The sequence below is a fragment of the Methanomicrobium sp. genome, from assembly GCF_055145805.1.
The window spans coordinates 1-12,174 of record NZ_JBSREC010000141.1 but is presented as its reverse complement, the minus strand read 5'-3'; the positions used below and the strand labels follow the sequence as shown (position 1 = coordinate 12,174).

Sequence of the window (12,174 nt, the reverse complement as noted above, 5' to 3'; positions counted from 1 at the left end):
GCGGGAAGATACTTAACATCTGCAATTGTTTTCTCGGAATATGGTGGAATTACAAATGCATCTATACACCGGATGCTTGTTCTTGATAAAAATCATCTTGCAGCAAGACTGGTGGAAGGCCGCCACACACATAATCTTCTAAAGGCTGCACTTTCAAATGGTGAAAAACTTCCTGTTGCAATAACAATAGGTACTCATCCGCTTGTTACTTTTGCTTCATGCACCAGAGTTCCGGAAGGAAAAGAACTCCCATTTGCATCCGAACTTATGGGGGGAGAGCTTTCTGTATATGAGTGCCCGAACGGAGTAAAAGTACCTGAAGCCGAGATAGTTCTTGAAGGTTTCATAACAGCTAAAATGGCTGATGAAGCACCTTTTGTAGATATAACCGGTACTTATGATCCGGTACGGCCGGCACCTGTCATTGAGATTACCGGAATGCATATGAAAAATGATCCCATCTTTCACGGAATTCTTCCCGGGGGAAATGAGCATAAACTCCTTATGGGGATGCCATATGAACCAAAAATTTACCGCTATGTTGCAGGTGTGACAACAGTCCGGAATGTATCACTTACTACAGGAGGGTGTGGCTACCTTCACGGGATTGTACAGATTAGGAAAAACACACAGGGCGATCCTAAAAATGCTATAATGGCAGCATTTGCGGCTCACACATCACTCAAGCATGTTGTGATTGTGGATGAGGATATTGACATCTACAATATGGAGGATGTTGAATATGCAATTGCAACCCGTGTGCGTGGAGATGAGGATATAATGGTGATAAAAGGAGTCAGAGGCTCATCTCTTGACCCCTGCCGTATTGGTGATGGCATGAATGTTAAGGTCGGCGTTGATGCAACAATGGTGATGGGAAAGGAAGACGAATTCATAAGAGCGGAGTGGGATGACTAAGAATGTATCTTGACATTGAAGACGAGAAAATTCTCGCAGGAGAGTATGGGGAAACACGCCAGAAGATGATGGAGATACTTGTCGCACTTGGCAAGGTGTTTGGTGCAGAGGATCTTGTGTCTATATCCAGCGCCCAGATTGCCGGTGCTTCATATAAGACAATAGGGAGATGGGGCCTTGAATGGTTAAACAATCTTGATGCCCGTGTTGCTGTTCCCTCTGTATTAAATCCAATTGGAATGCCGCGTGATAACTGGGCAGATATCGGGATTTCAAAGGAATTTGCCCATAATCAGAATGAGGTTTTAAAGGCTTACAAAAAACTCGGGGTTAAACTTGAATGTAGCTGTACTCCATATTATCTGAATAAAACAGACTATGGAGATCATCTGGCATGGTCGGAGTCATCTGCGGTTTCTTATGCCAACTCTGTTATTGGCGCAAGGACGAACAGGGAAGGCGGTCCTTCGGCACTTGCAGCTGCAATGATAGGAAAGACTCCTAATTATGGTCTTCACCTATTCAAAAACAGGATGCCCGGGATTACAATTGAGGTTGAAAAAGGTGAAGGGATCTATGCCAGTCATTATGGCGCAATAGGATATCTTGCAGGAAAGGCGGCCGGAAACAGAATTCCTCTTATAACAAATATAAGACCTTCAAGGGACCAGTTAAAAGCACTTGGCGCTGCGATGGCTGCATCAGGTGCTGTTGCCCTTTATCATGTAAAGGGAATAACACCTGAGACAAAACTTCCAACATTCTCAGACGAGCCTTCTGAAAAGATCATTATAGAACAGTCGGAGATAGAAAGTCTGTTTAACGATATTGATGTTGATGCTGTTGCTGTCGGATGCCCGCACTGTTCTCCTGATGAACTCTTTAGAATTGCCGCTCTTCTGGAAGGAAAAAAAGTTAAAAAGACATTTTATGTTTTTGTGGCAAAGGGTGTTAAGGATTCAAACAGGGAATCTGTAGGTAAGATAGAGAAGAGCGGGGCAAAGGTTGTTGAGGATACCTGTATTGTTGTATCGCCTGCAATGGACAGATTTGAGACTGTTATGGTTGATTCCGGAAAGGCATTTGCATATGTTCCGGGCATGTGCGGATGTAATGTTCGTATAGGGACTCTTGAAGAGTGCATAGATGTGGCAACATCCTAAAAAAGTTAATTTTTTTAATTAAAAATCAGGAATATCTTCAGACCTGATATTGTAAACCTTTTCGAAATGGTCGGGATAATAGCGCATCTTTGCGATTCTGAGACCATCAATTCCAAGATCGGATTCACGGTTTATATACTCATATTTTTCTGATACAATTTTTGCTACCTGTTTGTTTATTGCCTTGTAGTTACCCTCACAGTCAGGAAGCCCTTTTTCATAATGAATTATAATGGTTTGCGGGTTTAACTCTTCATAGATTGAAATTGCACTAATATTTTCATTTACCCTGAGAAGAATTCCGGACAACTCCAGTTCATTGAAATGATCAACAGAATAAACTGTTGCATTCCGTTCATAATTTAAAATAGGGTTTTTTTTGCATTGTTTCCATTCGCACCATTTGATTAAAAATTCCTGAACCTCTCCTATTTTTTCAGAAGTTATTTCTTCAACAGTAAAATCGCATTTCTTTTTGAAACTGTTGATATGCTTTCTGATATTCAAAAATTTTTTCCCGGGAAGATCGCGAAGGATTTCTGCTTTATAGACATAGTCGTAGTAGTCTCTGTCGGGAGTAATTTTGATCTCAGGAAATAGTTTTTCTATTCTTTTTTTTGTCTCTTCATCAAAGATCTGATAAGCAAGATCTTTTCCATACCTTTTGGCAAGACGAAGGACATCTTTCAGGAGTTCATCATCATAGACCCCGAATGGTCCCCTGAATGAGATTTCGTCATCAATTGTACTGGAAATGACAAGTGCATTATCTCTGGTGTAATATTCATATTCTGCATAATCATTCCAGCAGACCATATTTGTAAATGTATTATCACTATGCTGTATCGGATGTCTGGAATAAAATGATTTAAAAAAATCAATATCATTCAAAGTGACTGGCTTAAAATCACTGATATCAGGCATAATTTTCAATTCCCAAAGAGCATTGGAATATGATCTTTCATTACAGAAAAACCTTCAGTCTCATAAAATTCTGACGTATCCGGTTCTGCAATAAGACCTATCCAGGTAAGGCCGCGTTTTTTTGATTCCATGACCAGTGCCCTTAGTATTTTTTTACCAATACCTCTTCCGCGATCTTCTTTTCTGACAACAAGATCCTGAATATAACCATCGGAAACACTATCAGAGATGACCCTGCCCATGCCTATGGCTCTTTTTTCTTCCCTGTCAAATGCGACAGCGAATAAAAAACTGCCGGATATAAGTGGTTTTATACCATTTACATCCCAGGATTCATCCCACCAGCCTCCCTGCCTATACAGATCTGCAATATCTTCCTGTGACCAGTTATCGACAAATAAAATTTCAATATTATTATCTTCTTTCACTGATTATCACCATTTTATCTCGGTGTTTTTTTTTTGAGGTCTTTTAAAACAGGGAAAAAGAAATTGTTTTCCGATGGCATTCCGATTCCTCTTGTTTCTATAATATGTTAACTTTAATGTTTTTTTATGTCTGATAATTTACAATAACCATCAATAATTATTATGGAAGATAAGATATGCTATATATTTTCTTAAATAGGCTGTGATAATATGAGAATACCAGAAAATTCAAAATCCGCTCTGCTTGTTCTTGGCTGTCCGGAGGTGCCTGTGCAGACTACGGCAGTTTTGTATATTGCATCGAGGCTTAGAAAGGCAGGTATAAATCCGGTTATTGCAGGGACTCCTTCTGCAAGAATGCTTATTAAATATGCAGATTTTGAAGGACACTACATAAATGAACTCAGGGATCTTGATATGACAATTGATGCAATCATCGAAAAGGGAGAGAATTATCCTTTATGCTTTGTTTTCATTCACAATGACGCAGGTATCTCTTATGCGGCTACAATGGATTCCATAATGCAGTCAGAGATACATCCTGTAATTTTTGGAAGCAGTGCAGAGGAGTTGTCTGAGCAGATTACCTTTGACTGTGAAAAAATTGTTGCAGTTGCAGCGCATAATCCGAAACCGCTTATAAAAAAGATAGATGAGGTAATGAAATGGGATGTTTAGATAAACTGCCTTATGAGGTAATTCTTAGAAATTCAAGTTTTTCAGAGTGCAGGGAATATATCAGGAAAAATTACAGGGAGATATACACTGTTTCTCCGGGCTTTAAGATTTTTGATGTACACATAATTGGCGTTCCCCCTGTGACTTTAGCTTTAGACGGCAATATTGTAATATTTCCTTTTACAAAACCCTGCCACGGGACTTTTCTTGTAAAGGTTGAAAGTGAGGAAGAGGCTGTGAAGCTGAGAAAAAATTTAAAAAAACGTTCATGAAACAATGGTTCATGCACTGTTTCATGAAAGTCAGATTTGATTTTTATGGTAAATAATATGTACTTTTTTTCTGTTTTAGCCATTGCAACAGGGCTTGCAATGGATTCTTTTGCTGTTTCGGTTTCTGCCGGAACAACTATTTCCGGAAATAAACTGAAGGCTGCTTTAATTCTGGGTATTGTTTTTGGTTTTTTCCAGGGATTTATGCCATATTTAGGCTGGATCGCAGGTGTGAATTTTGCTCATTTCATCTATGAATATGCTCACTGGATTGCTTTTCTACTTCTTGCATTTATTGGTGTAAGGATGATTCAGGAAGGATTGTCTGATAAAGATGATTATGGCGGAATTATTGACGTTAAAAATCCCTATGTTCTTTTGATTCTGGGTATTGCAACAAGTATTGATGCACTTGCAATAGGTCTTTCTTTTTCATTTTTAAATGAATCAGTTATTGTTCCTGCAATTATTATAGGGCTGGTGACCTTTGCGTTCTCTTTTGCAGGAGTTTATCTTGGGGAAAAACTGGGTAGTGCGGCCGGAAAACGTGCTGAAATTTTAGGCGGAATTATTCTGATATTGATAGGATTAAAAATTGTAATTGAAAATATTTTATAAATATATGTATGAAATAACCGGAATCAGAATAATAAAAAACATTGAAATAATTAAAATGGACAAATCTGTTTTTTTCAGTTTTTGTTTGCTTACATGGAGAAAAGAATCCTTACTGTAACCCCGGCATAACATGCTTGTGTATGTTCTCTCTCCCTGCTCATATGATCTTAAAAAAAGTGTTCCTACTGCGTATCCGAGGGTTTTTAAGCGGTAATTATATGAGAGTCTCCTGTCAAAAGCGTTAAAACATCTTGTTTCAAAAACGTTTGCCACTTTTCCAAATATTTCGGCGAAGACGAAGAGGTACCTTATCATAAGACCAATTATCAATGCAAACTCTGAGGGAAGGCCTAATCTTCTGGCACCTGTAAGCATATCCTGCATTGTTGTTGTTGATGATAACAGGATGATAAAGGATATGCATATTATAAATTTAATAAGCAGTATGGACGCAAATTCAACTGATTCAGCATATACATGTATATTTAGTGGCAGATTTACAATCGGTGTAAATGTATCGTAATGCATGTTTTCAAAGAAGATCTGGAATAATATAATAAAGATTCCAAAAGGGAGTATCAGAAGAACTCTTTTTAGAAATCCGACAAAAGATATCTTTGAAACTGCCCATAATATTGCAAAAAACCCAAAAAATATTGCCCCGGGTATAATTACATCCGGACTGTAAGGGTAAGCGACCATTGCGATTATTACTGCAAATGCAATTAAAATCTTTACCCTTGCATCAATTTTATGTACAGGACTGTCCCCCATAGCCTGTCGTTCGATTGTGTAAATCTCTTCTATCATTCTATCTTCCGAAAGCTTTTAGAAAGGCTTTTTTAGAATCTTCATAATTATATGCCATATCAATGTCAATCCCCCTTTCCTGAAGTTTTCTGATAAGTTTTGGAAGGACAGGAACATCAAGACGCAGACCTGACAGGAGATCCTGCTGCATAAATATCTCCTCTATTGTCCCTTTGGCAACAATCTGTCCCCGGTCCATGACATAAATATAATCAGCAATCTCTGAGACAAGATCTACATGATGCGTAGAGAAGATAACAGTCATTCCATATTCTTCAGGAAGACGGTTTACAAATGCAGTAAGGTCTGTTACTCCCCTCGGGTCAAGTCCAGCTGTAGGTTCATCCAGAACAAGCACCTGGGGCTCCATTGCAAGAACTCCTGCAATTGCAACCCTCTTCTTTTCACCACCGCTAAGGTGGTGAGGGGGTCTGTCCCTTAAATCCTCAATATCAAGAAGTTTCAGTGCTTCATTGACTCTGTGTTCGACAGTCTGCTCATCAAGACCAAGATTTGTCGGTCCGAATGCTATATCCTGTTCTACCGTAGGGGAGAATACCTGATCATCAGAGTTTTGAAAGACTATTCCCACCAGTTTTCGAATTTCTTTGATATTTGATTTTGTTATGGGTTCTCCCCTGACTAAGATATCTCCGGAAGTGGGTTTTAGTATGCCGTTAAAATGTTTGAAAAGAGTGCTTTTTCCTGCTCCGTTTGCACCGATTATTGCAATACGCTGTTTTCTGCCTGCAATGAAATCTACGCACTTTAGTGCATCTATCGTTTTATTGTAGGTATGGGTTAATTCCCGTGTTTCAATCAGGTGCATAATGTAAAAAAAAATAGGGTCTTTAAGATTTTGAGGCTTTTGATGTGACTGCCCAGGTTACACCAAGAATGAGTGCAAATGTTATGAGAACACCTATGATAAGTGCAATTATATCACCCATTTTTCCTGCACCTTCCATTGAATAGTCAGGAAGTGGTGCATCATATTCAAATGTTCCAAAGCCTATTGCCTCTGCCTCACCGTCTTCTGGTGAGGGTCCGGTTAATGTTTTTTCACCCTGAACTACAAAGGCTGTACTTTCAAGTCCGTCAGGTTCTCCTGATGCCATGAATACTGCAACAACTCCAATAAGTATTGCAATTATAATTCCTGCTACCATGAATGTTTTATTGTCAATCATGCTTCAGCGCCCCCTGCCTCCGGACTCATTAGATCAGGCCTTGTCGTGTGAATCAGGTATATTGCACCTGCTGTGATTACACCTTCAATTATTCCTATTATCGCATGGTATGTGCCCATTGCAACAATGCCCGGAACAAGCGGGAATGTGCCTGCAATAAACATCTCAACTGCACATGCAAGGGCAGGGATTAAACATGCTAACCATGCCGCAATTCCTGCAGATGCATAATAATTTCCTATTACACCTTTAATGCCCTTAAATGAGTAATAACCTACAAATCCGCCTATTACTCCCATGTTTATGACATTGGCACCCATTGTTGTAATTCCTCCGTCGCCAAAAATGACTCCCTGAATTATCAGAACAATTGTAAGTATGAATACTGCAGCATAAGGAGAGCCAAGTACTATTGCTGCAAGTGCACCACCCACAAGATGTCCTGAAGTACCCATTCCGACAGGCAGGTTAAATGCCTGTATCGCAAAAATTCCGGCCGCAAGAACAGCTATTAACGGCATTTTTTCTTCATCCAACTCATTTCTTGCCCATTTTAAGGCAAGTGCGATAAAGACTATCGCAATTAACCAGTAAATTGCTGCCTGTGGCAGAGGGATAAACGCATCAGGTATATGCATAATATATCAACAAAAATAGTTGTGACATATATAGATATAAGTATTACTAATTGTGACTCATACACAAATTGTGACGATATATTTTGAAAAAAAGTATTTTTTTTATTTCATCATTCATTTAACAAGATTTTTGGTTTAATTTTTATTTAAAAATCTCAAAATATTTTATCCAACAATATTCTTTATGGAATATGTTTTTTGAACATTAAAGACTAATATTCATTTAATGGCAGAGTTCGATGTAATTGAGCTGGATTTAAGTCAGCCATTTGATCTCGATAAAACACTATCCTGCGGGCAGGCACCCCGGTGGTTTAAAGAAGACGGCTGGTGGTATGGGATTGTCCGTGATTCTGCATTTAAAATAAGACAGGACGATAGAAAACTTTCTTTTTACGGGGCTGATGCTGAATTTATTTATGAATACTTCTGTCTTGATTTTGATCTTAACGGAGTTTATGACCGACTTAATAGTGATATTTACGGAAAAAAGGCAGTAGAAATGAACTATGGTCTGAGAATTTTAAATCAGGATGCCTGGGAATGCATGATATTTCAGATGACTGTCAATAAGATTCGTACAAAAACATCAAGTGATAGGATTACAAGAATATCTTCCAGGCTTGGTAAAAAGATAGATTTTGACGGAAAAGAATTTTATACATTTCCAAGACCAAAGGATATTGTAAAAGCTGGTCTGCCTGCTTTAAAATCCTGTAATATTAGTTATTTTGCTGATAACATCATGCTGGCAGCAAAAAAGATTGCCGATAATCCCTTATGGGAGAATGAAATTTATTCTGCAGGATATGAGGATGCAATATCAATTCTTTCAGGGTTTAAGGGTATTAAACACAGGGTTGCAGAATGGATTCTTTTATTTTCATTCAGGCGGTATGATGCCTTTCCTGTGGATGCACATATCAGAAGGGTATTTGCAGAGAATTATCTTGAAGGCCAATATTCCGGAATTTTAAAAGATGAAAAATCTGATGAGGCGATAAGGGATATTGCAACACGAAATTTTGGCGATTATAAAGGATATGCGCTTGAATATCTCTTCAGTTCAAGAGATGAAGTAAAGAATGAAGGTTTTTAATTTATTTCTAAAAAAATTATTGTTTAAATTTTTTTAAGTTTTTATTGTATTTTTTATTTCATCCCTGAATTTTTCTGCAAGTTTCTGATTTTTGGCCTCAATAAAAAGTCGCATGAAAGGCTCTGTACCTGAGGGTCTCAGAAGAGCCCAGGAATCCTTACGGTTTATTCTGATTCCATCTGTCAGATCTGTATTTTCATCTGATAATTTTACAAGGATTTGTCTGATTACTTCGGCGGGATTATCTGCATATATTTTATCTCGAAGCATGTGTCTTTTTGGAAGTTCTTTACGAAGTTCAGAGAGTTTTTTTCCTTCTGATGATATCAGTGCAAGCATTGCTGCTGCGGCCATTCCTCCGTCACGACAGTACTGATGTTTAGGGAATATCAGACCGCCGTTTCCTTCTCCACCGAATATTACATTCTCACGCGCTGATTCGAGTTCAATCATTTTTCGTGCGACGTAAATACTTCCAACCTTTGTATAAACCACTCTGCAGTTTGTCTGTCTGGCAACGTCTTCAACAATGTTTGAGGTACTGACAGGAGTTACTACAACTCCGTCTTTTGTTTTTCTGCAAAGATGTCTCTGCATCAGTGCAAATTCCTCGTTTTCTTCAAGAAATTCACCCATATCATCGATGAAGACTGCCCTGTCTGCGTCTCCGTCGTGCGCAACACCGAATTCTGCCTGAGTTGATATTACAAGTTCGGATAATCCCCTTAGTCCTTCTGCAGATGGTTCAGGCAGTCTTCCCGGAAAAGTCCCGTCACAAATGCCGTTTATGGTATGAACCCTGCATCCAAGTTTTGAGAGTATAGCTGCAGTTGTAAGGCATGCAGGTCCGCTTCCCGGGTCCACTGCTATTGTTATCTCTTCTGAAACAGGTGAGAACTGTGAGACGATTCCGTCAATATATTCATTGATCATTTCGTGAGCAAAAATTTCGTTTTTGACATTCTTCCAGTCTTTTACTTTGAAAGCCTCTGAAAATAGGATTTTTTCAAGCTTAATGGTCTGTTCATCGTCCATTTCAGTGCCGTCTGTATCAATTAATTTAACACCGTTATACTCAGGCGGATTATGGGATGCTGTGATCATAGCGCCGGCATCATAGTGTTTTTTGACTATATACTGGAGTGCAGGAGTTGGCAGAACACCCAAATCAACAACATTACATCCTGCAGAGAGAAGACCTGATTTTAAAGCACTTATTAGTGCAGGGCCTGATGTTCTTGTATCCATTCCTACTGCAATTGTCCCTTTCCGCATAGCTCCCAGAGATAACCCTATTTTCATTACAAGTTCAGGATTCATGGATTCGCCGATTATTCCGCGAACACCGTTGGTGCCAAAAAGTTGTTTCTTTAAATTATTCTCAGACATTGGTATACCATTCTATTATCTATAAATCAATTTAGGGTTTAATTCATGATATTTTGTTTGTTCCTGTCTGTCATAATCTAAAGTATGGGAAGTTTTAATTTTTTATTCTGGTGTATTCTCTTATGTATAGCATTATGCGATTTTTGCATTGAGAAAGTGGCTGGAATCAAAAAAAATTTGGATATATAAAATAGGCATTCTTTTTTTTTAAAAGAAAAAAAGGAAAAAAATCATTTGTAAAATATCTATCAGGCAAATTCTTTTCCAATATCGTGCAGTTCTGATTTGAGTCTGTCTATTGCTTTCATCATGGCTGAAAATGCTTCCTGTCTGTGTGAGGATATTATTGCAAGATATGTAACGTCATCACCGGCATATAGTCTGCCTTTATTATGATGGAATTTTACACCCTGAATTCCCGGGACTGTTTTGATTTCATCTTCGATATCTTTGATAATTTCATCGATTTTTTTGTAATCAAAGAAGTCCATGTGTTCAGTTTTTTCTTCTTTGGTATATTCACGCACTATTCCATTGAATGATAATATTGCTCCTGAGTGAGTCATATCGGTCTCTGTTTTTAATTTTTTTATTATTCCCTGCATTGTGAAGTAGTCATCAAATTTTTCCAGTGAATTTATTACTTCGTCAACACTGGGGTCTCGCATAATGCAGTTATCAATTATAAGATCTCCTTTTGCGATTTTCTTAAATCCTTCATCTTTAAACCCTTCTATTATTGCATACTCTATTCCGGAATCTGAGAAAAGATCCAGTATTTTTGAAAACTCGTTCTTATGTATAGCAACCATTGCTTTATCAGAGTCAATTCCTGCAACATAATATGCTCCGTGTTCATAATGGGTTGTTGTATCTTTACCGGATTCCATCTCATAACTATGATGTCCAAGGTGTTTGATAACGCCAATTTTTTCAGGGAACATCGGGGTCATTCTGTCCAGAATCTGGTGTATGAAAGTAGTTTTACCGGAATTTGAATGACCTACTATGTGAATAATTTTCATTTAAGCTCTCCTTTTTCTTCTCTTGTTTTGCAATCGTGATTTGATTTGGAAATAAGTACCTGTTTTGGCTGTCTTATCATTGATGCTGCTTCTGCAACACTTCTCATTACTTCTGAAATTCTGTCTTCTACTTCGATCTCATCATCGATATCAACAGAAGTTCCTTCAATTTCAAGAAGGAATCTTGCCACTTCACTGGATTCAAATAGGATATCATCGAGCTCATCAGCAGTAAAAAAACCACAGAGTGCACCGTAAAAAAAAGTTGCTCCTGATTTTTTCACTTTTTTCTTAAAGGAACTTCGTGCCTGGTTTACTGCCTGTGGAGAATAGGTGTCAGTCATAAATGGTACAAGCTCGGGGAGGTTTTCACCGATAAAAGTCATTTCTGCTCCACCTCTTGTATTAAAATCAGCACAAAGACGGGCTATTGCCCATTCCCGTGCAGTAACATATGTGTGTTTTCTCAGAAAACTGTTGATACGTTTGTAAGCCGCACCGTCCACTTTTTTAAATTTTTTATATTTGTTTATTCTTTCTCTCTCTTCTTCGCTTAAATGACGTGGAATGGGGGGTAATATGAAAGTCTGTGATGTAGATTTGTTTAAGGATTCAGATTTTTTTAATTGGGTAGTATTTTCGTTCTCAATTTCTGTTTTCTCTATATTTTCCTTACTATTTTCTGACTGGCTGATTTTGTATTCTTCCCTTTCCTGTTTATCTGTCATTATTAATTCCTCAAAAAAACATAATTTTTAAAAATATTATTGTAATTTATTTTCTTTAGTTTTTAATGATAATGCATTAAAATTCTACATATTTCTCTTTTTTGTCCGGGATAAGATGTATTCCTGGGCATTTTTAGATCCGTCTTTTATGTATAGCATCATATGGTTTATCAACCTTTTGTTCTATCTTTTTTTTACAGATTATTTTTCTTAGTTTAATATAAATTAAGGCTAAAAATAAGTTTTAAAGTCTAATTCAGGTCTTTTAGTTAAAAGTGTTTTAGTAATTAAATA

The 12,174-nt window shown here is 37.7% G+C and carries 15 protein-coding genes; 6 read left to right on the top strand and 9 right to left on the bottom strand.

Translation table 11 applies throughout. From position 1 onward, the window contains the following. The coding region (locus tag ACTB1O_RS12735; protein WP_462995523.1) for a UbiD family decarboxylase at window positions 1-918 on the top strand (918 nt) is incomplete at its 5' end. A 2-nt stretch (window positions 919-920) separates the two neighbouring features. Then, window positions 921-2,081, top strand: a complete 1,161-nt coding sequence (locus tag ACTB1O_RS12730; RefSeq protein WP_462995522.1) for an aconitase X — start codon at window positions 921-923, stop codon at window positions 2,079-2,081. Window positions 2,082-2,099: 18 nt separating this feature from the next. On the opposite strand, the gene ACTB1O_RS12725 is transcribed toward ACTB1O_RS12730, so the two are convergent. Beyond that, window positions 2,100-3,005, bottom strand: coding sequence for a DUF2156 domain-containing protein (locus ACTB1O_RS12725; protein WP_462995521.1), 906 nt, complete (start codon window positions 3,003-3,005; stop codon window positions 2,100-2,102). A gap of 5 nt (window positions 3,006-3,010) precedes the next feature. Then, entirely contained in the window at window positions 3,011-3,433 is a 423-nt protein-coding gene (locus tag ACTB1O_RS12720; RefSeq protein ID WP_462995520.1) for a GNAT family N-acetyltransferase, read from the bottom strand. Between the two features lie 210 nt (window positions 3,434-3,643). Here ACTB1O_RS12720 and ACTB1O_RS12715 point away from each other — a divergent pair, with 210 nt between their 5' ends. From ACTB1O_RS12715 to ACTB1O_RS12705, 3 genes are read left to right on the top strand one after another with little or no spacing between them, the layout of a single operon-like run. Further along, the gene (locus ACTB1O_RS12715) at window positions 3,644-4,111 is read left to right on the top strand and encodes a DUF1890 family protein (RefSeq protein ID WP_462995519.1); all 468 of its coding nucleotides are present in this window, start codon (window positions 3,644-3,646) and stop codon (window positions 4,109-4,111) included. Further along, window positions 4,099-4,383 carry a DUF1894 domain-containing protein gene (locus tag ACTB1O_RS12710; protein ID WP_462995518.1) on the top strand — a complete coding sequence of 95 codons (285 nt, stop codon included), beginning with the start codon at window positions 4,099-4,101 and terminating at the stop codon, window positions 4,381-4,383. The genes ACTB1O_RS12715 and ACTB1O_RS12710 overlap by 13 nt, the downstream gene beginning before the upstream one ends. A gap of 45 nt (window positions 4,384-4,428) precedes the next feature. Beyond that, the gene (locus tag ACTB1O_RS12705; protein ID WP_462995517.1) at window positions 4,429-5,001 is read left to right on the top strand and encodes a manganese efflux pump MntP; all 573 of its coding nucleotides are present in this window, start codon (window positions 4,429-4,431) and stop codon (window positions 4,999-5,001) included. Here the strand turns inward: ACTB1O_RS12705 and cbiQ are convergent. Genes cbiQ through cbiM form a run of 4 tightly spaced genes read right to left on the bottom strand, consistent with a single transcriptional unit; the run spans window position 4,996 to window position 7,639 of the window. After that, entirely contained in the window at window positions 4,996-5,811 is an 816-nt protein-coding gene (gene cbiQ / locus ACTB1O_RS12700) for a cobalt ECF transporter T component CbiQ (protein WP_462995516.1), read from the bottom strand. The genes ACTB1O_RS12705 and cbiQ overlap by 6 nt on opposite strands. 1 nt (window position 5,812) lies before the next feature. Continuing rightward, on the bottom strand, window positions 5,813-6,640 hold the full coding sequence (locus ACTB1O_RS12695; protein WP_462995515.1) for an ATP-binding cassette domain-containing protein: 828 nt from the start codon (window positions 6,638-6,640) through the stop codon (window positions 5,813-5,815). A 22-nt stretch (window positions 6,641-6,662) separates the two neighbouring features. Continuing rightward, window positions 6,663-7,001, bottom strand: coding sequence for a PDGLE domain-containing protein (locus ACTB1O_RS12690; RefSeq protein WP_462995514.1), 339 nt, complete (start codon window positions 6,999-7,001; stop codon window positions 6,663-6,665). Then, window positions 6,998-7,639 carry a cobalt transporter CbiM gene (cbiM, locus tag ACTB1O_RS12685; RefSeq protein ID WP_462995513.1) on the bottom strand — a complete coding sequence of 214 codons (642 nt, stop codon included), beginning with the start codon at window positions 7,637-7,639 and terminating at the stop codon, window positions 6,998-7,000. Before cbiM ends, ACTB1O_RS12690 begins: the two co-directional genes overlap by 4 nt. A 226-nt stretch (window positions 7,640-7,865) precedes the next feature. Here cbiM and ACTB1O_RS12680 point away from each other — a divergent pair, with 226 nt between their 5' ends. After that, window positions 7,866-8,738 carry a DNA-3-methyladenine glycosylase family protein gene (locus ACTB1O_RS12680; protein WP_462995512.1) on the top strand — a complete coding sequence of 291 codons (873 nt, stop codon included), beginning with the start codon at window positions 7,866-7,868 and terminating at the stop codon, window positions 8,736-8,738. Between the two features lie 33 nt (window positions 8,739-8,771). On the opposite strand, the gene glmM is transcribed toward ACTB1O_RS12680, so the two are convergent. The 3 genes from glmM to ACTB1O_RS12665 all read right to left on the bottom strand — a co-directional run bounded on the left by glmM (window position 8,772) and on the right by ACTB1O_RS12665 (window position 11,880). Next, window positions 8,772-10,127 carry a phosphoglucosamine mutase gene (glmM, locus tag ACTB1O_RS12675; protein ID WP_462995511.1) on the bottom strand — a complete coding sequence of 452 codons (1,356 nt, stop codon included), beginning with the start codon at window positions 10,125-10,127 and terminating at the stop codon, window positions 8,772-8,774. Between the two features lie 248 nt (window positions 10,128-10,375). Next, window positions 10,376-11,152 (bottom strand): molybdopterin-guanine dinucleotide biosynthesis protein MobB, encoded by a 777-nt coding sequence (locus ACTB1O_RS12670; protein WP_462995510.1) that lies wholly within the window; start codon window positions 11,150-11,152, stop codon window positions 10,376-10,378. Further along, on the bottom strand, window positions 11,149-11,880 hold the full coding sequence (locus ACTB1O_RS12665) for a DUF5806 family protein (protein ID WP_462995509.1): 732 nt from the start codon (window positions 11,878-11,880) through the stop codon (window positions 11,149-11,151). Before ACTB1O_RS12665 ends, ACTB1O_RS12670 begins: the two co-directional genes overlap by 4 nt. Window positions 11,881-12,174 lie beyond the last annotated feature (294 nt).